The sequence below is a fragment of the Terrabacter sp. AAH1 genome, from assembly GCF_054456855.1.
Window position 1 is genome coordinate 35,160 of record NZ_JBTJJV010000009.1, and the last position, 17,950, is coordinate 53,109.

Genomic DNA, 17,950 nt, shown 5'->3' on the forward strand with positions numbered 1-17,950 from the left:
CGACCATGTCCAGCGTCCCGTGGCTGACGATCGTGGGCCTGGTCCCGCTCGTCGGCGCGCTCCTCGTCGCCTTCGTGCCGGGCAGCGCCGAGAACGCCAAGCGGATGGCGCTCGGGTTCTCCCTCGTCACGCTCGTCGTGGGCATCGTGGCCGCGACGCAGTTCGACCGCGGTGCGAGCACCCAGTTCCAGCTCGGTGAGCAGCACTCGTGGATCCCGCAGTTCGGCGTCAGCTACTCGCTCGGCGTCGACGGCATCGCCCTCGTGCTCATCCTCATGGCGCTCGTCCTCACGCCGATCTGCCTGCTGGCGGCCTGGCGCGACGTGCCCGAGGAGGCCGGCCCCGGTGGTGCCCGGCGCACCAAGACGTACTTCGCGCTGCTCCTCGTGCTGGAGACGTTCATGGTGGGGGTCTTCGCGGCCACCGACGTGTTCCTCTTCTACGTCTTCTTCGAGGCCATGCTCATCCCGGTCTACTTCCTCATCGGCCGCTTCGGCGGTGCGCGCAGGCAGTACGCCGCGATGAAGTTCCTGCTCTTCTCGCTGGCCGGCGGCCTCATCATGCTCGTCGCCGTCATCGCCCTCTACCTGCAGGGCCCCGGCGGCAGCGACGGCTTCCTCATCGAGCGCCTCACCGGTCTCTCGCTCGACCCGACCACCGAGCGTCTGCTCTTCGTCGGCTTCTTCTTCGCCTTCGCGGTGAAGGCGCCGATGGTGCCGTTCCACACGTGGCTGCCCGACGCCGCCACCGAGTCCTCGCCGGCGACGGCGACCCTGCTCGTCGGCGTGCTCGACAAGGTCGGCACGTTCGGGATGATCCGCTTCTGCCTGCAGCTCTTCCCGCAGGCGAGCGAGTGGGCCACCCCGGTCGTCGTCGCGCTGGCCGTCCTCTCGGTCATCTACGGCGCGCTGCTCGCCATCGGCCAGACCGACATGATGCGCCTGGTGTCCTACACGTCGGTGAGCCACTTCGGCTTCATCGTCCTCGGCATCTTCGCCTTCACGAACGTCGGCCACGCGGGCGCCAACCTCTACATGGTCAACCACGGCTTCTCGACGGCGGCGCTGTTCCTCTTCGCCGCGATGCTCGTGCGCCGTCGGGGGAGCAAGCGCATCCCCGACTTCGGCGGCTGGCAGCGGGTCACGCCCGCTCTCGCGGGCATCTTCCTCGTGGCCGGCCTCTCGGGCCTCGCCCTGCCGGGCCTCTCGAGCTTCGTCTCGGAGTTCCTGGTGCTCGTGGGCAGCTTCCCGACCCAGCCGGTGGCGGCCGTCATCGCGACGTCCGGCATCATCCTCGCGGCGCTCTACATCCTGCTCATGTACAAGAAGGTCATGACGGGTCCGAAGCCCGAGGGTCTCGTGGGCGTCCGCGAGCACGACCGCCTCGACGAGTCCGGCCGCCGTGGCCTCACCGCGGTGCGTGACCTCACGACGCGCGAGAAGATCGTCGCCGCGCCCCTGATCGCCGCGTTCCTGGTGCTCGGCTTCCTGCCGAACCTCGCGCTCGACGTGATCAACCCGGCCGTCGACCAGACCCTGTCGCACGTCCAGAAAGCCATCCCGAACCTCAACCCGGCCGGCACCCTGGCCGAAGGGAGCTCGAAGTGACCGCCGTCGCTCCGCTGGCGCTGCCCGCAGCGTTCCAGCCGTCGAACGTCGACTACCTCGCGATCCTGCCGCTGCTCATCGTCTTCGGTGCCGCGCTCGTCGGCGTCCTCGTCGAGGCGTTCGCCCCGCGCGAGCGACGCCACGTGATCCAGGTCGGCCTCGCGGTCGTCGGGCTGCTCGGTGCCGCCGTGGCGATCATCCCCGCGGCCGGGCACCAGGGCGTCACCATGGGGCTCGCCGACGGCTCGACCAACCGCCAGATGTTCGCCCTCGCCGTCGACGGACCGGCCCTGTTCATGCAGGGCACGATCGTGCTCATGGGCGTGCTCGGCATCCTGACGATGGCCGAGCGCTTCGGCGGCACCGGGCCTGACGCGTTCACGCCCAGCGGCGCCTCGACCCCCGGCTCGGCGAACGAGACGGCGGCCGCCCGCGCGGGCGCGCTGACCTCCGAGGTCTTCCCGCTGACGATGTTCGCGATCTTCGGCATGATGCTCTTCCCGACGACGAACGACCTCATCGGCATGTTCGTCGCGCTCGAGGTGCTCTCGCTGCCGCTCTACATCCTCTCCGGACTCGCCCGCCGTCGTCGCCTGCTCTCGCAGGAGGCATCGCTCAAGTACTTCCTGCTCGGCGCGTTCAGCTCGGCCTTCTTCCTCTTCGGCACGGCCCTGCTCTACGGCTACGCCGGCTCGGTCTACTTCGGTGATCTCAGCCGTGCCATCGCGAGCGGCCCGCTCGCGATGAACGGCCTGCTGCTGCCGGGCGCGTTCCTCGTCTTCGTCGGCCTGCTCTTCAAGGTCGGTGCGGTGCCGTTCCACGCGTGGACGCCCGACGTCTACCAGGGCGCTCCCACCCCGGTCACCGGCTTCATGGCGGCTTGCACGAAGGCCGCGGCGTTCGGCGCGATCCTGCGACTCGCGTACGTGGGCCTCGACACCGGCCGCTGGGAGTGGACCAACGCGCTCGTGCTCGTCGCCCTGCTGACGATGGTCGTCGGCGCGGTGCTCTCGGTCACCCAGACCGACATGAAGCGCCTGCTGGCCTACTCCTCGATCGCCCACGCGGGCTTCATCCTCGTCGGCGTGCTCGCCTTCGACCGCAAGGCGATCGGCGCCGTGCTCTTCTACCTCGTCGCCTACGGCTTCGCGACGATCGCCGCGTTCGCCATCGTCTCGCTGGTGCGCCAGAACGGCGCCGAGGCGACGCACCTGTCGCAGTGGGCCGGGCTCGGCAAGCGCTACCCGGTCGTGGCCGGCGCGTTCGCCTTCCTCATGCTCGCCTTCGCCGGCATCCCGCTGACCTCGGGCTTCGTGTCGAAGTTCGCGGTGTTCTCGGCGGCCGTCGGCACGGGCGGCGCCACCGGCACGGTCCTGGCCGTCGTCGGTGTCGTCTGCAGCGCGATCACGGTGTTCGTCTACGCCCGGGTCATCGTCCTGATGTTCTTCAGCGACGCCCCCGACGACGCGGTCGAGGTGGTGACGCCGTCGGTGTCGACGACGTTCTCCATCGCCATCGGCACGCTCGTCACGCTCGCCCTCGGCGTGCTGCCGTCCGCCCTGCTCGACCTGGCCGACCGGGCCTCGCAGTTCGTGCGGTGATCGGGAGCCGATGACGACGCACGCCACCCCGCCGGTCCTGGGGATCCCCGGGGCCACCGCGGAGCTCTCGGCGCGCCTGCGGGACGGGCTCGCCCGGGTCGACGCGCTGTTGACCGAGGTCGTCGACCACGACGACCCGTTCATCGCTCGTGCCTCGGCGCACCTCGTCGAGGCGGGCGGCAAGCGGTTCCGGCCGCTGCTGACGCTGCTCGCCGCGGAGCTCGGCGACGGCATCACCGACGAGGTCGTGGCGGCCGCTGCCGGTGTCGAGCTCACGCACCTCGCCTCGCTCTACCACGACGACGTCATGGACGAGGCGACCGTGCGCCGCGGGGTGCCATCGGTCAACGCCGCCTACGACAACTCGACCGCGATCCTCGTGGGCGACCTGCTCTTCGGCAAGGCGTCCGAGCTCGTCGCCGGGCTCGGCGCCGAGGCGGTGCTCATCCAGGCACAGACGTTCGTGCGGCTCTGCTCCGGCCAGATCCGCGACGACCGCGCGTGCCCAAAGGGCGTGGACCCCGTCGACTACTACCTCGGCGTGCTGGCCGACAAGACCGGCGTGCTCATCGCGACCGCCGGGCGCTACGGCGTCATGTTCAGCGGCGGCTCGCCCGAGTCGGTCGAGATCATGCGCTCGTACGGCGAGAAGGTCGGCATCGCCTTCCAGCTCGCCGACGACCTCATCGACATCGCGTCCGACTCCGACGCGAGCGGCAAGGTGCCCGGCACCGACCTGCGTGAAGGCGTCGACACCCTCGCGGTGCTGCGCTTCCGCGCCATGGCCGACCCCGCCGACGCCACCGACGCGCGGCTGCTGGCGCTGCTCGACAGCGACCTGGCTGCCGACGACGCCGCCGTGGCCGAGGCGCTCGAGCTGCTGCGGGCGCACCCGGCGCTCGAGCGTGCCCGCGAGGAGACGTATGCCGTCGCCCGCGAGGCGCAGGCCCTGCTCGACCCGCTGCCCGACAGCGACGCCAAGGCGGCCCTGCAGGCCCTCGCCCTCAGCGTCGTCGACCGCGTCGGCTGAGCGCACCCACCCTCCCTCTTTGATCGAGAGAACGCTCCGTCACGCCCGAGGTGACGGAGCGTTCTCTCGATCGGACCTGCGCGCGGGTGCCGGTGTCGGAAAGTGGGCACTCGACTAGAGACGTGCGTCGAGTGCTCAGTTCCCGACGCGCCCGTCCCGTCGAGTGCTCAGTTTCTTGACGCCGTCCTCGCGTCGAGTGGCCAGTTCTCGACCCGGGGCTTCCTGAGACGGGGCATGCCAAGGGGCCGGTCGGGAGGTGACGCTCGGTAGGGTGCGGGAATGCCACGTCGCACCCCTCCGACGCGGACGGCCGCCAGCCTGTCCGCGGCGACCGCGGAGCTCTCGGCCCCCCTCGCCGTCGTCGACCTCGATGCGTTCGACGCCAACGCGCGCACGCTCGTGTCGCTGGCAGGGGGCCTGCCCATTCGCATCGCGACCAAGTCGCTGCGCTCACGTCCGCTCATCGAGCGAGCCCTCGGTCACGACGGCTTCGCCGGACTCATGTGCTACGCCGTGCGCGAGGCCCTGTGGTGGGCTCGTGACGGCCACACCGGCCTGCTCGTCGCCTATCCCAGCGTCGACGTCCCGGCCCTGACCGAGCTGGCCGCCGATCCGGCTCTGAAGCGCGCCGTTCTCCTCATGATCGACAGCGTGGAGCACGTGGACTTCCTGGCTCGGGAGGTGGTCGGCCACGAGAGTCTGCGCGTGGCCGTCGACGTCGACGCGTCGCTGCGGGTCGGCCCGGCGCACATGGGTGTGCGTCGCTCGCCGACACGAAACGCCGACGAGGTCGAAGCCGTGATCCGCCGAGCGCAGGAACGCGGTCTCGAGGTCGCCGGCTTGATGTTCTACGACGCGCAGATCGCCGGGCTGCCCGACTCCTCGACGGTCGTCCGGCGGATGAAGAAGGTCTCGGCCAAGGAGCTCCTGGCGCGGCGCAGCGAGGTCGTGGCCGCAGCGAAGGCCCTGGCCGACCTCGAGGTCGTCAACGGCGGCGGCACCGGCAGCCTGCACGTCACCCACCACGACCCGTCGCTGACCGAGCTGGCCGCCGGCTCGGGCCTGTTCGCGCCGACCCTCTTCGACGGCTACGACGACCTCGACCTGCGCCCGGCGGCCTACTTCGCGGCACCGGTGGTGAGGCGTCCCGGCGAAGGGATCGTGACGGCATACGGCGGCGGCTACATCGCCTCGGGCCAGCCCGGCGGGTCCCGCGTGCCGAGCCCGTTGGCCGACCAGGACCTCTCCCTGGTGCGCCGGGAGGGCGCCGGAGAGGTGCAGACGCCGCTGACCGGGCCGGGTGCAGACCGGCTCTCACTGGGAGATCGGATATGGTTCCGGCACGCCAAGGCAGGGGAGCTGGCCGAGCGGTTCACGGAGTTCGCGCTCGTCAGCAGCGACGGAGGCGACCGGGTCGTCGGGCGAGCGGCGACCTACCGTGGTGAAGGGCAGTGTTTTGGCTGAGAGCATGAGCGTGGTGAAGAGCAGCGTCGTCCGCAGCATCGAGTGGACCAACTGGGCCGGCACCGAGACGTCGAGACTCGCGCGGGTCGCGACGCCGCGCAGCGAGGCAGAGGTCGTCGACGAGGTGTCGCGGGCCCGTGCGAACGGCCTGCGGGTCAAGGCGATCGGCGCCGGGCACTCCTTCACCGGCGTCGGCGTCACCGATGGTGTGCAGCTGCGCCTCGGTGCCCTCACGGGTGTCACGTCCATCGACTCGACCCGCGGCGAGGCCACGGTCCGGGCCGGCACGCCCCTGCACGTGCTCAACGAGGAGCTCGCGGCCTTCGGGTATGCCCTGCCCAACCTGGGTGACATCGACCGGCAGAGCCTCGCCGGTGCGACCGCCACCGGCACGCACGGCACCGGCCTGCGCCTCACGGGGCTGTCGGCCGGCATCCGCGCGCTGAGGCTCGTGCTCGCCGACGGTTCGGTCGTCGACTGCTCGCCGACCCGTGAGCCCGAGCTGTTCCAGGCGGCGCGGCTCGGGCTGGGTGCCCTCGGCATCGTCACCGAGATCACCCTGGCCGTCGTGCCGGCGTTCCTGCTGCATGCAGTCGAGCGACCCGAGCCTCTCCTCGATGTCCTCGAGCACGCCGACGTCTCGGCGGAGGCCAACGACCACTTCGAGTTCTACTGGTTCCCGCACACCGACCGCACCCTGACGAAGCGCAACAACCGCGTGCCCGAGGGCACGCAGAAGCGGCCGCTGCCGGCCTGGCGCGAGAAGCTCGACGACGACCTGCTCAGCAACCGGTTCTTCGAGATGACCAACCGCGTCGCGACTCGCCTGCCGCGCTCGACGCGCGGCATCAACGGGATCGCGTCCCGGGTGCTCAGTGAGCGCCAGTTCACCGACAGCTCGCACAAGGTGTTCGTGACGGCCCGCGAGGTCCGCTTCATGGAGTCCGAGTGGGCGTTCCCGCGCGAGGCGCTGCGTGACGTGCTGCTCGAGCTGCGACGGTGGGTGGACGCGCACGACGAGCAGATCTCGTTCCCCGTCGAGTGCCGGTTCGCCGCCGCCGACGACGTGTGGCTCTCGACGGCGCACGAGCGGCAGAGCTGCTACATCGCGATCCACAAGTACCACCGGCAGGCCAAGGGGGCCTACTTCGACGCGTTCGAGGCGATCGCGACCGAGCACGGCGGTCGGCCGCACTGGGGCAAGCTGCACACCCGCGACGCCGACTACCTGCGCTCCGTCTACCCGCGCTTCGACGACTTCGTCGCCGTGCGCGACCGCGTCGACCCCGACCGGCTCTTCGGCAACCCCTACCTGGAGCGCGCGCTCGGCTCCTGACCCGCTCGCCGGAACGCCGTTGAGTCGCCGGCTCGGCCCTTGGCTCGGGTCGCCGGCCGGGTCACGCGCGCGCCGAGCGCTGTCCCTCCCAAGGCCCGGTGGAGTGCCGCACGGACGGCGTCGGGGTCGCCTGAGAGGTCGGCCTGCACCTTGGTGTGCGCCTCCCAACGGGGCGGGACCCCGAACGTCTCGGGGTGCGCCGTCACGACGCGTTCGCGCTCGGCGCCGCCGAGGCGGACGAGCAGGGTGCCCGGGGCATCCTCGCGTGCCACGAGCAGACCGTCGACGTACCAGGCCCGTCGCCCCTCGACCCTCCGCGCCCGGCAGCCGTCGAGGGCACCGAGGTACGCGTCGACGTCGTCCAAGGTCATCGCCCGAGCGTAGCCCGGGACCCCAAGGCCTGGAGATCCGGCTCTGGGAGGCGAAGCGTCGCTTGGGGGCGCAGGTCACCAATGGGCCCGGCGCCTGGAACTTCAGCGACCTGCACACGGAGGAGCCCGCCGCCGCGCAGGCGTTCTATGCCGGCGTCTTCGGTTGGGAGTTCGCCGACAGCGGCTTCGCGACGATGATCCGTGTTCCGGGCTACGGCGACCACCTGGCCGCGACCGTCGATCCCGGCATCCACGCGCGACAGTCAGGCGTGGGCGTGCCGCCGGGCTTCGCCGACGCGATCGGTTGGCTGGTGCCGGTCGCGCCGGGCGATGACCCCGGCTGGAAGGTGACCTTCACCGTCGCCGACCGCGACGCCACCGCAGCGCGCGCGGTCGAGCTCGGTGCGACGCTGGTGCGCACCGACGAGAACGACTGGACCCGGACGGCGCTCGTCCGCGATCCGCAGGGCGCCCTTTTCACGGCGAGCCAGTTCTTGGGCTGAGCGGCCGTCACCGGGCCGGCCGCACGGCATACGTGATCGGACCCTGGGTCAGGGGCCCTGCTCGGGGCGCGTCATCGAGAGCACGTCGAGGGCTTCGTCGAGCTGCTGCTCGGTGAGCCGGCCCGCCGCGACGTGGCCCTGGTCGATGACGACCTCACGGATGGTGCGGCGCTCCCTGACAGCCTGCTTCACCACGGCGGCGGCCGCCTCGTAGCCGATGTAGCGGTTGAGGGGGGTGACGATCGACGGGGATCCCTCGGCCAGGGCGCGCGCGTGGTCGACCTCGGCGGTGATGCCGTCGATGCAGCGGTCGGCGAGCAGCCGTGACGTCGCAGCGAGCAGCCCGATCGACTCGAGCACGTTCTTGGCCATGACCGGCAGCATGACGTTGAGCTCGAAGTTGCCGGCGGCCCCGGCGGTCGTGATGGTGACGTCGTTGCCGATGACCTGCGCGCATGCCATGAGGGTTGCCTCGGGCACGACCGGGTTGACCTTGCCCGGCATGATGCTCGAGCCGGGCTGAAGGTCGGGCAGGTGGATCTCGCCGAGACCGGTGCGCGGGCCGGAGCTCATCCAGCGCAGGTCGTTGCAGATCTTCGTGAGACTGACGGCGACGACCTTCAGCGCCCCGGACAGCTCGACGACGGCGTCCTGGGCAGACTGCGCCTCGAAGTGGTCCACGGCCTCCCGGAAGGGTAAGCCGGTGACCCCGGCGACGCGCTCGATCACCTTGCGGGCGAAGCCCGGTGCCGCGTTGAGCCCGGTGCCGGCGGCCGTGCCCCCGAGCGGCAGCTCGCTCGTGGCGTCGGCCGCTGTACGCACCCGGCTCGCGCCGAGCTCGACCTGCCGCACGTAGCCGCCGAACTCCTGGCCGAGCGTCACCGGCACCGCGTCCATCAGGTGGGTGCGCCCCGCCTTGACCACGTCGGCGAACTCGCCGGCCTTGCGCCCGAGCGCCGTGGCGAGGTGCTCGAGGGCAGGCACGAGGTCGGAGACCGCCGCGGTCGTGGCCGCGATGCGCAGGGCGCTCGGGAAGGTGTCGTTGCTCGACTGACCGGCGTTGACGTGGTCGTTCGGATGGATCTCGAGGCCGCTCGAGAGGTGGGCGAGGCGGGCGACGACCTCGTTGACGTTCATGTTCGTCGACGTTCCCGAACCGGTCTGGAAGACGTCGACCGGGAACTCGTCGTCGTGGAGGCCCTCCGCGACCTCGCCCGCGGCGAAGGCGATGGCGTCGGCGCGGTCGCGGTCGAGCACGCCGAGCTCGGCGTTCACCTCCGCTGCCGCCGCCTTGAGCTGGGCGAGGGCGTGGACGACGCCGGGCGGCACCGGTTGTCCGCTGATCGGGAAGTTCTCGACGGCCCGTGCCGTCTGGGCGCCCCAGAGCGCCTGGGCGGGCACCTGCACCTCGCCCATCGAGTCGTGCTCGGTCCGGAAGCCTGTCGCTGCGGCGTCGCTCATGCCCCCATCATGCGCGTCACTGTTGCCCGGGATGCAACAGTGACGCAGTGTTCCCCGGCGAGTGGGGCGAGCCTCGGGTCAGCGCGCTCCGGACGTCGAGGCGAGGTCGTCGTCCTCGCGGTGGCTCGTGCCGGGGCAGCCCTCGGATCCCGCGCAGGACCACCCCGCCTGCACCGATCGCGTATGCCGTCGGGCGGGCACGGCGCCCCGAGCCACCTCCGGTGCCAGTGCCGGAATGCCGTCATGAGTCCGGTCGAGGGCGCCCTCGAGGCCGCCCTCGTGAACCCCGACAGCCGCCTCCTCCGCGGGCACGGGCTCAGCGGGCACGGGCTCGGACGGCTCAGCCTCCGGGTTGCGGATGAGCAGCCACGAGACGGCGCCGCCCGCGACGAGCAGCACCGCACAGAGCAGCATGGCCGCGCGATAGGCCGACGAGAAGGCCTCCGGGTCGGCGTAGTCGGTGCCACTCAGCCCGACCGCCGCGGGCAGCGCGGCCACGGCCAGCAGGCTCCCGGCTCGCGCGACGGCGTTGTTGACGCCACTGGCGACCCCGGCATACCGGTCGGGGGCGGCAGCGAGCACGGTGGCCGTGAGGGGCGCGACGAGGAGCACCAGGCCCAGGCCGAAGACGGTGATGCCGGGGAGCACGCCCAGCCAGTACGTCGACCCGGGACCGACGCCGGCCAGCAGGACCGTGCCGACGCCGCACACGACCGGTCCGAGGGTCATCGGCAGCCGCGGCCCGATGCGAGAGGCGAGCTCGCCGCCCTTCGAGGCGAGGAAGAGCATGAGCACGGTGACGGGAAGCGACGCCATCCCGGCCAGCATCGGCCCGTAGCCGAGCACCGTCTGGAGCTGGAGGGTGAGGAAGAAGACGACTGCTCCCAGGGCGGCATACACCAGCAGGGTCATCGCGTTGGCGGCGCTGAACTGGCGCGAGGCGAAGAGCGCGGGCTGCACCATCGGGTGGGGCGTGCGCCGCTCGACGACGACGAAGGCGACCCCGATCGCGAGCCCGAGCGCGAGCACCCCCACGGTCGGCCCGGCCCCGAGGGCCTCGTGCTGGATGAGCGCGAAGGTCGTGACACCGAGCGCGAGGGTGGCGAGGGTCGCGCCGGGCACGTCGAAGTGGTGGTCGGCCCGCTCGTCGCGGCTCTCTGGCACGTGCAGCTGGGCGATCCAGATCGTCGCCACGCCGAGGGGCACGTTGACGAGGAACGCCCACCGCCAGCTCGCGTACTGCACCAGCCAGCCGCCGACGAACGGCCCTGCGGCTGAGGCGATCCCGCCGAGGCCGGACCATGCGCCGATCGCCTTGCCGCGGTCGCCGGGCCGGAACGACGACTGGATCAGCGAGAGGCTGCCCGGCGTGAGCAGGGCACCGCCCACGCCCTGGAGCACGCGCGCCACGACGAGCTGCCCGGGTGACTGCGCCAGGCCGCACGCCGCCGAGGCGAGGGTGAACCAGGCGACGCCGACGACGAAGACGCGCCGGCGGCCGAAGCGGTCGCCGAGCGAGCCCCCGAGCAGGATGAGCGACGCGAGGGCGAGCAGGTAGCCGTTCGTGATCCACTGGAGGTCGCTCATGCCGGCGCGGAGCTCCTCGCCGATGCGCACGAGTGCCACGTTGACGACCGTGCCGTCGAGCAGGGCCATCCCCGACCCGAGCACCGCGGCCGCGATGACGGACCGTCCGGCGCGAGAGTCGAGGGCGAGGTCGCTCACCCCAGCAGTGTGTCACCAGCGCGGGGCGCCGCGCCCGCTGCGGCTCCGCTCAGCGCGGGCAGTCGTCGACCGGCAGGTCGCGACGGGCGGCCCGGGCTCCCCGCAGGCTCACCATCGAGTCGACCGTGAGCACCAGGAGGGCGAGCCAGACGATGCCGAAGCCGATCCAGCGCTCCCGCGGCATGTGCTCGTCGAGCAGCAGCACCGCGCACAGCAGCTGCATGACGGGGGTGAAGAACTGGATGAGGCCGATGGTGACGAGCGGGATGCGTCGGGCGGCCGCGGCGAAGCACAGCAGCGGCACGGCGGTGACGACACCCGAGAGCACGAGCAGGGCGGTGTGGGTCGCGCCGTGGTGACCGACCTCGAGGCCGCGCTGCGCCGACACCACGAAGAGCAGCACGACGGCCACCGGTGCCAGCACGACCGTCTCGACGGTGAGCCCGTGCACGGCGTCGAGGCTCACGCCCACCTTCTTCTTCGTGAGGCTGTAGAGCGCGAAGGAGCAGGCCAGCGTGAGCGCGACCCACGGCACGCGTCCGCCGACGATGCCGAGGAAGGCGGCCGCGACGCAGCCGATGCCTACGGCGACCCACTGCAGCCACCGAAGCCGCTCGCCGAGGACGACCACCCCGAGCGCGACGGTGACGAGCGGGTTGAGGAAGTAGCCGAGCGCCGCCTCCGACGTGTTGCCCGACGTCACCGCCCCGACGTAGACCACCCAGTTCACGGCGATGAGGACGGCCGCGACCGCGGTGCCCGCGAGCAGCCGCGGTCGGCGCAGCAGCGGTCGCACCCAGCCGAGGTCGCGCCCGACGAGCAGCACGGCGACGCAGAAGAGCAGCGTCCAGAGGATCCGATGGGCGAGGATCTCCCAGGCGCCCGCAGGCTTGAGCGCGTCGAAGTAGAGCGGGAAGAGCCCCCACATGCCGTATGCCGCGAAGCCGAGCAGGGTGCCGCGCCTCACCTCGGCGTGGGGCGCGGACGAGACCGCCCCCGTGTCGCTGACCGTGTCGCCGACCGTGTCGCCGACCGTGTCGGTGCGCGCGGAGGCGAGCCCGGTGCCGCGAGTCGTGTCGCGTCCGGCGGAGGTCACGAACCCGCCGGCGTGCCGACCGTCCAGGTGTCGCGTCCGGCGAGCAGGGCGTCGATGTCGGCGTCGGTGATCTCGTTGGTGCGGGCGGAGGAGATCTGCTCGCGCAGCGCGTCGTCGTAGGTCGGGCGCTGGACGTTGCGGAAGATGCCCATCGGCACGTGGCCGAGGTCTGGGCTGTCGAGACGGGAGAGCGCGAACGCCGCCGACGGGTCCTGCGCCGACGCGTCGTGCCGCACGATGCGAGCAGGGTCGGCGTCGGCACGTGGCACGACGGCCAGTGACCCGCTGTCGTCACGCACCACGACGTTGTCGCCCGCCGAGACCTCCTCGCCGTCGGTGAGGTGCAGGATGCGGGCGGCTGCCTCGGTGCGGTCCTTGAGGACGTCGAAGACGCCGTCGTTGAAGATCGGGCAGTTCTGGTAGATCTCCACCAGCGCCGAACCACGGTGCTCGGCCGCGGCGCGCAGCACCGACGTGAGGTGCTGCCGGTCGGAGTCCATGGTGCGGGCGACGAAGCTGGCCTCGGCCCCGAGCGCGAGCGACACCGGGTTGAACGGCGTGTCGAGCGAGCCGAGCGGGGTCGACTTCGTCACCTGGCCGACGTGCGAGGTGGGGGAGTACTGGCCCTTGGTCAGACCATAGATCTCGTTGTTGAAGAGCAGGATCTTGAGGTTGACGTTGCGGCGCAGCGCGTGGATGAGGTGGTTGCCGCCGATCGACAGCGCGTCGCCGTCACCGGTGACGACCCACACGGAGAGGTCCTCACGCGTCGCGGCGAGGCCGGTCGCGATGGCCGGGGCCCGACCGTGGATCGAGTGCATGCCGTACGTGTCGAGGTAGTACGGGAAGCGCGAGCTGCACCCGATGCCCGAGACGAAGACGATGTTCTCGCGCTTGAGGCCGAGCTCGGGCAGGAAGCCCTGCACGGCGGCGAGGATCGCGTAGTCGCCGCAGCCCGGGCACCAGCGCACCTCCTGGTCGGACGTGAAGTCCTTCTTCGTCAGGGCGGTGCCGTCGGCAAGGCGCGGGACACCGGTCGTGCCGGTGGCACCGGGCGAGCTGAGCGGCATACCGAGGTCGACGGGCAGGTCGGTGGTCACTGGGCGGTCTCCTTCAGGTGCGCGTCGCCGAGCGAGGCGACGGCGGTCGCGATGACGTCGGCGAGCTCGCCCGCCTGGAAGGGCAGGCCGCGGACCGACGTGTGCGACTCGATGTCGACGAGGTACCTCGCGCGGAGCAGCAGGGCGAGCTGGCCGAGGTTCATCTCGGGCACGATGACGCGCTCGTAGCGGCGCAGCACCTCGCCGGTGTTGGCGGGGAACGGGTTGAGGTGGCGCAGGTGCGCCTGGGCGACCCGGGCGCCGGCGTTGCGGGCGAGTCGCACCGCGGCCGAGATCGGCCCGAAGGTCGAGCCCCACCCGAGCACGAGCACGTCGGCGTCGCCGGCGGGGTCGTCGACCTCGAGTGGCGCGATCGTGTCGGCGATGCCGTCGATCTTGGCCTGCCGCAGCCGCGTCATGTGGTCGTGGTTGTCGGGGTCGTAGGAGATGTTGCCGGTGATGTCGGCCTTCTCGATGCCCCCGACGCGGTGTTCGAGGCCGGGCGTGCCGGGGATGGCCCAGGGCCTCGCCAGCGTCTCGGGGTCGCGCAGGTAGGGGTGGAAGACGGGCTCACCCTTGTCGTCGGTCGCGTTCGGCTCGGTCGCGAACTCGACCGAGATGTCAGGCAGCTCGGCCGTGCGCGGCAGCCGCCACGGCTCGGAGCCGTTGGCGAGGTAGCCGTCGGAGAGCACGATGACGGGCGTGCGGTAGGTCGTCGCGATGCGGACCGCCTCGACGGCGATGTCGAAGCAGTCGGCCGGCGTCGACGGTGCGACGACGGCGACCGGCGACTCGCCGTTGCGGCCGAAGAGCGCCTGGAGCAGGTCGGCCTGCTCGGTCTTCGTCGGCAGGCCCGTCGAGGGTCCGCCCCGCTGGATGTCGCACACGATGAGCGGCAGCTCGAGCGAGACGGCGAGGCCGATCGTCTCCGCCTTGAGGGCCAGGCCGGGGCCGGACGTCGTCGTGACGCCGAGCGCGCCGCCGAAGCTCGCGCCGAGGGCCGCGCCGACACCGGCGATCTCGTCCTCGGCCTGCATCGTCGCCACGCCGTAGCGCTTGAGCCCCGCGAGTGTGTGCAGGATGTCGGAGGCGGGCGTGATCGGGTAGCTGCCGAGGAAGAGCGGCAGGTGCGCGCGGTGCGCCGCGGCCACGAGGCCGAGCGACAGCGCGACGTTGCCCGTGACGTTGCGGTAGGTGCCCGCCGCCATCGAGGCGGGTGCCACCTCGTAGGAGACGGCGAAGTCCTCGGTGGTCTCGCCGTAGTTGAAGCCGGCCCGCAGCGCCGCGAGGTTGGCCTCGAGGATGACGGGCTTGTCGGCGAACTTCGCCTTGAGGAAGGCCTCCGTGCCGTCCATGGGCCGCGTGTAGAGCCACGACAGCAGGCCCAGCGCGAACATGTTCTTCGCGCGCTCCTTCTCCTTGCGGGTCAGGTCGGTGAACGACGCGAGCGCCTCGACGGCGATCGACGTCAGCGCCACCGGGTGCACGTGGTAGCTCTCGAGCGAGCCGTCGTCGACGGGGCTCTCGGCGTAGCCGACCTTGGAGAGGTTGCGCTTGGTGAACTCGTCGGTGTTGACGATGATCGTCGCGCCGCGCGGCAGGTCGCGCAGGTTCGCCTTGAGAGCGGCCGGGTTCATCGCGACGAGCACGTCGGGGGCATCGCCCGGTGTCAGGACGTTGTGGTCGGCGAAGTGCAGCTGGAAGCTCGACACGCCCGGCAGGGTGCCCTGGGGCGCCCGGATCTCGGCGGGGAAGTTCGGCAGCGTCGACAGGTCGTTGCCCAGCAGGGCGGTCTGCGACGTGAAGCGGTCGCCGGTCAGCTGCATGCCGTCGCCGGAGTCGCCGGCGAATCGGATGACCACGCGATCGAGCTTCTGGACCAGTTTGGTGCTCATGCTCTGAGACGTCCTCGAACTTCCGTACGATTTGCGGGCCCGTTGCCCTTTGCGGCGGGCAATTTCCATGCTAGTTCGTGCCTTGTTCAACTTTGCGCAGTTGCCATCACGTGGACATCACGTGGACATCACGGAGTCTCGACACGCGGCCGGCTCCTCACCGGCCGGGGGAGCGTGCCGCGACCACACGGCATACCGGGACCGCGCATGGATAGGCTGGCCGACATGTCCGGGTACCTTGCCGTCGCAGCGGTGCTGGGCGCAGGCGTGCTGCTCGTCACGGCCGCGATGGTCGCCCGGCGCCTGCTGGCACCGCGCGCGCCGCACGCGGCCAAGCTGACGACCTACGAGTCGGGCGTCGACCCGGTCGGCGAGGGCTGGGCCCAGACGAAGGTCCGCTACTTCGTCTTCTCCTTCCTCTACGTCGTCTTCGCCGTCGACGCCGTCTACCTCTTCCCGTGGGCGACGGTGATCCGCGACGCCGACCTCGGCCGCGCCAGCCTCGTCGAGATGGCGATCTTCATCGGGGTCATCGTGCTCGGGCTGGCCCACGCCGCCCGCCGCGGACTGCTGAGGTGGGTGTGATGGCCAGCGAGCCCAACGCGAACGAGTCCGGCCAGCCCGGCCGTCCGGTCGACCTGCCGATGCCGACCGTCGGTCCGGCGTCGATGGGCGTGCTCGGCGGCCACACCCCGAAGCCGGTCAAGGTCGTGCTCAACTGGGGCCGGCGCTACTCCCTCTGGGTCTTCAACTTCGGGCTCGCCTGCTGCGCCATCGAGTTCATCGCCGCCTCGATGGGGCGCCACGACTTCATCCGCCTCGGCGTCATCCCCTTCGCGCCCGGTCCGCGGCAGGCCGACCTGATGGTCGTGTCGGGCACCGTCACCGACAAGATGGCGCCCGCGATCCGGCGCCTCTACGACCAGATGCCCGAGCCGAAGTACGTCATCTCGTTCGGCGCCTGCTCCAACTCCGGCGGCCCCTACTGGGACTCCTACTCGGTGACGAAGGGCGTCGACCAGATCGTTCCCGTCGACGTCTACGTGCCCGGCTGCCCGCCGCGCCCCGAGGCGCTGCTGCACGGCATCATCCGCCTCCAGGAGCAGATCGCGAACGAGCGCCTGTCGGCGCAGAAGCTCAAGGGCAGGTATGCCGGCACGCGGGTCGGGAGCGCCGGCGACGTGCGCCGGCCCCTGCTGCAGCGCGGTGCCGTGGCCGGCGGCGGTGACCGATGAGGGTGACCGACGTGCGTGACGTGCCGTTCGGGGAGTGGTCGAGCACGGTGCTCGCGCTCCGCGAGGAGGGCTACGCGTACTTCGACTGGCTGACCGCCGTCGACGAGACCGACCGCGAGGGTGGGGGCCGCGACTCGGCCGACGAGCGCGACGCGGCGGGCTTCGACGTCGTCTGCCACCTGGTCGACACGCGCGAGCCGGGCCGGGTCCCGTCGGTGCTCGTGCGCACCCGCGCGCCCGAGGGCGTACCGGTGCCGTCGCTGACGCCGATCTTCCGCGGCGCTGCGTGGCACGAGCGCGAGACCCACGAGATGTTCGGCATCGACTTCGACGGCTTCGACGACGGCACCGGCCTCGGCCTGCGACCGCTCCTGCTGCCCGAGGGTTTCGAGGGCACGCCGCTGCGCAAGTCGTTCGTGCTCGCCGCCCGCGCATCCAAGGCCTGGCCCGGCGCGAAGGAGCCGGGCGAGGGCCACGACTCCGCGCGGGCTCCGGGCCGGCGCCGCGTGCAGGCCCCGGGCGTGCCCGGCCCCGAGTGGGGTCCGCGATGAACCTCGTCCTCGCCCCGTGGCTCGAGGTGGTGCTGCGGGCGCTCGCCGTGCTCGTCGCCTTCCTCGTGCTGCCCCTGCTCGTCGGCCAGACCGAGCACAAGGTGATGGCGCACATGCAGGGCCGCCTCGGGCCGATGTATGCCGGCGGCTTCCACGGCTGGGCCCAGCTCGTCGCCGACGGGGTGAAGTTCGTCCAGAAGGAGGACATCACCCCGGCCCGAGCCGACCGCCAGGTCTTCCGGCTCGCGCCCTTCGTGGCCCTCATCCCGTACCTCGTCGCCCTCGCCGTCATCCCGCTGTCGCCGAAGGTCGTCGGGGCCACGGTCGACGCGAGCGTCGTGCTCGTGCTGGCGGTCATCGGTGTCGGCATCATCGGCACGCTCATGGCGGGGTGGGCCTCGGCCAACAAGTACTCCCTCCTCGGCGCGATGCGCGCGGCCGCCCAGCTCGTGTCGTACGAGCTGCCGATGGTCCTGGCCGTAGCGTCGGTGGCGCTCGCGGCCGGCACCCTCTCGCTCGTCGGCATCGGCAACGCGTGGAACCCGTGGTGGCTGCTGTGGCAGCTCCCGGGGGCCGTGGTCTTCCTCGTCTCGGCGCTCGCCGAGCTGCAGCGACCGCCGTTCGACATGCCGCTCGCCGACTCCGAGATCGTCTTCGGCGCCTTCACCGAGTACACCGGGCTGCGGTTCGCCTTCTTCCTGCTCGCCGAGTACGCCGGCATCGTCGTCATGTCGCTGCTCTTCGCCGTGCTCTTCCTCGGTGGGTGGCACGGCCCGTTCGAGCCGTGGGTCGGCTGGGTGTGGACCCTGCTCAAGGGCTTCCTCGTCGCGGTCGTCGTCATCTGGCTGCGCGTCTCGTGGCCGCGCATGCGCGAGGACCAGCTCCAGCGTCTCGCCTGGGTGTGGCTCGTCCCGGTGGCGCTGTTCCAGCTCGCCATCACCGCCGTCGGCGTGGTGGTGTTCCCCCGATGAGCAC

Annotated in this window: 16 protein-coding genes; 10 read left to right on the plus strand and 6 right to left on the minus strand. The window is 71.5% G+C overall.

Translation table 11 applies throughout. The features are described 5' to 3' along the window. The first annotated feature begins 5 nt into the window (after positions 1-5). The 5 genes from ACXR8F_RS14340 to ACXR8F_RS14360 all read left to right on the plus strand — a co-directional run bounded on the left by ACXR8F_RS14340 (position 6) and on the right by ACXR8F_RS14360 (position 7,038). The gene (locus ACXR8F_RS14340) at positions 6-1,607 is read left to right on the plus strand and encodes an NADH-quinone oxidoreductase subunit M (RefSeq protein ID WP_458801612.1); all 1,602 of its coding nucleotides are present in this window, start codon (positions 6-8) and stop codon (positions 1,605-1,607) included. Beyond that, the gene (nuoN, locus tag ACXR8F_RS14345; RefSeq protein ID WP_045186980.1) at positions 1,604-3,208 is read left to right on the plus strand and encodes an NADH-quinone oxidoreductase subunit NuoN; all 1,605 of its coding nucleotides are present in this window, start codon (positions 1,604-1,606) and stop codon (positions 3,206-3,208) included. Before ACXR8F_RS14340 ends, nuoN begins: the two co-directional genes overlap by 4 nt. Positions 3,209-3,218: 10 nt before the next feature. Beyond that, a complete protein-coding gene (locus ACXR8F_RS14350) occupies positions 3,219-4,238 on the plus strand; it encodes a polyprenyl synthetase family protein (protein ID WP_458801428.1) in 1,020 nt (339 codons plus the stop codon). A gap of 279 nt (positions 4,239-4,517) precedes the next feature. Further along, on the plus strand, positions 4,518-5,702 hold the full coding sequence (locus ACXR8F_RS14355) for an alanine racemase (protein WP_458801430.1): 1,185 nt from the start codon (positions 4,518-4,520) through the stop codon (positions 5,700-5,702). 4 nt (positions 5,703-5,706) lie between these two features. Next, positions 5,707-7,038 carry a D-arabinono-1,4-lactone oxidase gene (locus ACXR8F_RS14360; protein WP_458801431.1) on the plus strand — a complete coding sequence of 444 codons (1,332 nt, stop codon included), beginning with the start codon at positions 5,707-5,709 and terminating at the stop codon, positions 7,036-7,038. Here the strand turns inward: ACXR8F_RS14360 and ACXR8F_RS14365 are convergent. Then, the gene (locus ACXR8F_RS14365; RefSeq protein ID WP_458801433.1) at positions 7,011-7,409 is read right to left on the minus strand and encodes a hypothetical protein; all 399 of its coding nucleotides are present in this window, start codon (positions 7,407-7,409) and stop codon (positions 7,011-7,013) included. The two genes, ACXR8F_RS14360 and ACXR8F_RS14365, sit on opposite strands and share 28 nt — an antisense overlap. 62 nt (positions 7,410-7,471) lie before the next feature. On the opposite strand from ACXR8F_RS14365, the gene ACXR8F_RS14370 reads away from it, so the two are divergent. Next, the gene (locus ACXR8F_RS14370) at positions 7,472-7,912 is read left to right on the plus strand and encodes a VOC family protein (protein ID WP_458801434.1); all 441 of its coding nucleotides are present in this window, start codon (positions 7,472-7,474) and stop codon (positions 7,910-7,912) included. 48 nt (positions 7,913-7,960) lie between these two features. On the opposite strand, the gene ACXR8F_RS14375 is transcribed toward ACXR8F_RS14370, so the two are convergent. The 5 genes from ACXR8F_RS14375 to ACXR8F_RS14395 all read right to left on the minus strand — a co-directional run bounded on the left by ACXR8F_RS14375 (position 7,961) and on the right by ACXR8F_RS14395 (position 15,189). Beyond that, positions 7,961-9,373 carry a class II fumarate hydratase gene (locus ACXR8F_RS14375; protein ID WP_458801436.1) on the minus strand — a complete coding sequence of 471 codons (1,413 nt, stop codon included), beginning with the start codon at positions 9,371-9,373 and terminating at the stop codon, positions 7,961-7,963. Between the two features lie 78 nt (positions 9,374-9,451). Beyond that, on the minus strand, positions 9,452-11,098 hold the full coding sequence (locus ACXR8F_RS14380; RefSeq protein WP_458801438.1) for an MFS transporter: 1,647 nt from the start codon (positions 11,096-11,098) through the stop codon (positions 9,452-9,454). Positions 11,099-11,147: 49 nt separating this feature from the next. Then, entirely contained in the window at positions 11,148-12,065 is a 918-nt protein-coding gene (gene rarD, locus ACXR8F_RS14385; RefSeq protein WP_458801614.1) for an EamA family transporter RarD, read from the minus strand. Positions 12,066-12,190: 125 nt separating this feature from the next. Next, positions 12,191-13,282: a 2-oxoacid:ferredoxin oxidoreductase subunit beta gene (locus ACXR8F_RS14390; protein ID WP_458801615.1), complete on the minus strand. Its 1,092-nt coding sequence runs from the start codon at positions 13,280-13,282 to the stop codon at positions 12,191-12,193. A gap of 8 nt (positions 13,283-13,290) precedes the next feature. Further along, on the minus strand, positions 13,291-15,189 hold the full coding sequence (locus ACXR8F_RS14395) for a 2-oxoacid:acceptor oxidoreductase subunit alpha (protein WP_045186960.1): 1,899 nt from the start codon (positions 15,187-15,189) through the stop codon (positions 13,291-13,293). A gap of 225 nt (positions 15,190-15,414) precedes the next feature. Between ACXR8F_RS14395 and ACXR8F_RS14400 the strand changes: the two genes are divergently transcribed. From ACXR8F_RS14400 to nuoH, 4 genes are read left to right on the plus strand one after another with little or no spacing between them, the layout of a single operon-like run. Next, positions 15,415-15,774, plus strand: coding sequence for an NADH-quinone oxidoreductase subunit A (locus tag ACXR8F_RS14400; protein ID WP_045186959.1), 360 nt, complete (start codon positions 15,415-15,417; stop codon positions 15,772-15,774). Further along, positions 15,774-16,424 (plus strand): NADH-quinone oxidoreductase subunit B, encoded by a 651-nt coding sequence (locus ACXR8F_RS14405; RefSeq protein WP_458801440.1) that lies wholly within the window; start codon positions 15,774-15,776, stop codon positions 16,422-16,424. Before ACXR8F_RS14400 ends, ACXR8F_RS14405 begins: the two co-directional genes overlap by 1 nt. After that, the gene (locus tag ACXR8F_RS14410; RefSeq protein WP_458801442.1) at positions 16,421-16,975 is read left to right on the plus strand and encodes an NADH-quinone oxidoreductase subunit C; all 555 of its coding nucleotides are present in this window, start codon (positions 16,421-16,423) and stop codon (positions 16,973-16,975) included. Before ACXR8F_RS14405 ends, ACXR8F_RS14410 begins: the two co-directional genes overlap by 4 nt. After that, positions 16,972-17,946, plus strand: coding sequence for an NADH-quinone oxidoreductase subunit NuoH (gene nuoH / locus ACXR8F_RS14415; RefSeq protein ID WP_458801443.1), 975 nt, complete (start codon positions 16,972-16,974; stop codon positions 17,944-17,946). The genes ACXR8F_RS14410 and nuoH overlap by 4 nt, the downstream gene beginning before the upstream one ends. The last annotated feature ends 4 nt before the right edge of the window (positions 17,947-17,950 follow it).

Excerpts from the sequence above, each read along its gene's own strand:
- ACXR8F_RS14365 (WP_458801433.1), bottom strand. The coding sequence starts at position 7,409 with ATGACCTTGGACGACGTCGACGCGTACCTCGGTGCCCTCGACGGCTGC.
- ACXR8F_RS14405 (WP_458801440.1), top strand. The coding sequence starts at position 15,774 with ATGGCCAGCGAGCCCAACGCGAACGAGTCCGGCCAGCCCGGCCGTCCG.
- ACXR8F_RS14350 (WP_458801428.1), top strand. The coding sequence starts at position 3,219 with ATGACGACGCACGCCACCCCGCCGGTCCTGGGGATCCCCGGGGCCACC.
- ACXR8F_RS14410 (WP_458801442.1), top strand. The coding sequence starts at position 16,421 with ATGAGGGTGACCGACGTGCGTGACGTGCCGTTCGGGGAGTGGTCGAGC.
- nuoH (WP_458801443.1), top strand. The coding sequence starts at position 16,972 with ATGAACCTCGTCCTCGCCCCGTGGCTCGAGGTGGTGCTGCGGGCGCTC.
- ACXR8F_RS14355 (WP_458801430.1), top strand. The coding sequence starts at position 4,518 with ATGCCACGTCGCACCCCTCCGACGCGGACGGCCGCCAGCCTGTCCGCG.
- ACXR8F_RS14400 (WP_045186959.1), top strand. The coding sequence starts at position 15,415 with ATGTCCGGGTACCTTGCCGTCGCAGCGGTGCTGGGCGCAGGCGTGCTG.
- ACXR8F_RS14360 (WP_458801431.1), top strand. The coding sequence starts at position 5,707 with ATGAGCGTGGTGAAGAGCAGCGTCGTCCGCAGCATCGAGTGGACCAAC.
- ACXR8F_RS14340 (WP_458801612.1), top strand. The coding sequence starts at position 6 with ATGTCCAGCGTCCCGTGGCTGACGATCGTGGGCCTGGTCCCGCTCGTC.
- ACXR8F_RS14395 (WP_045186960.1), bottom strand. The coding sequence starts at position 15,189 with ATGAGCACCAAACTGGTCCAGAAGCTCGATCGCGTGGTCATCCGATTC.
- ACXR8F_RS14375 (WP_458801436.1), bottom strand. The coding sequence starts at position 9,373 with ATGAGCGACGCCGCAGCGACAGGCTTCCGGACCGAGCACGACTCGATG.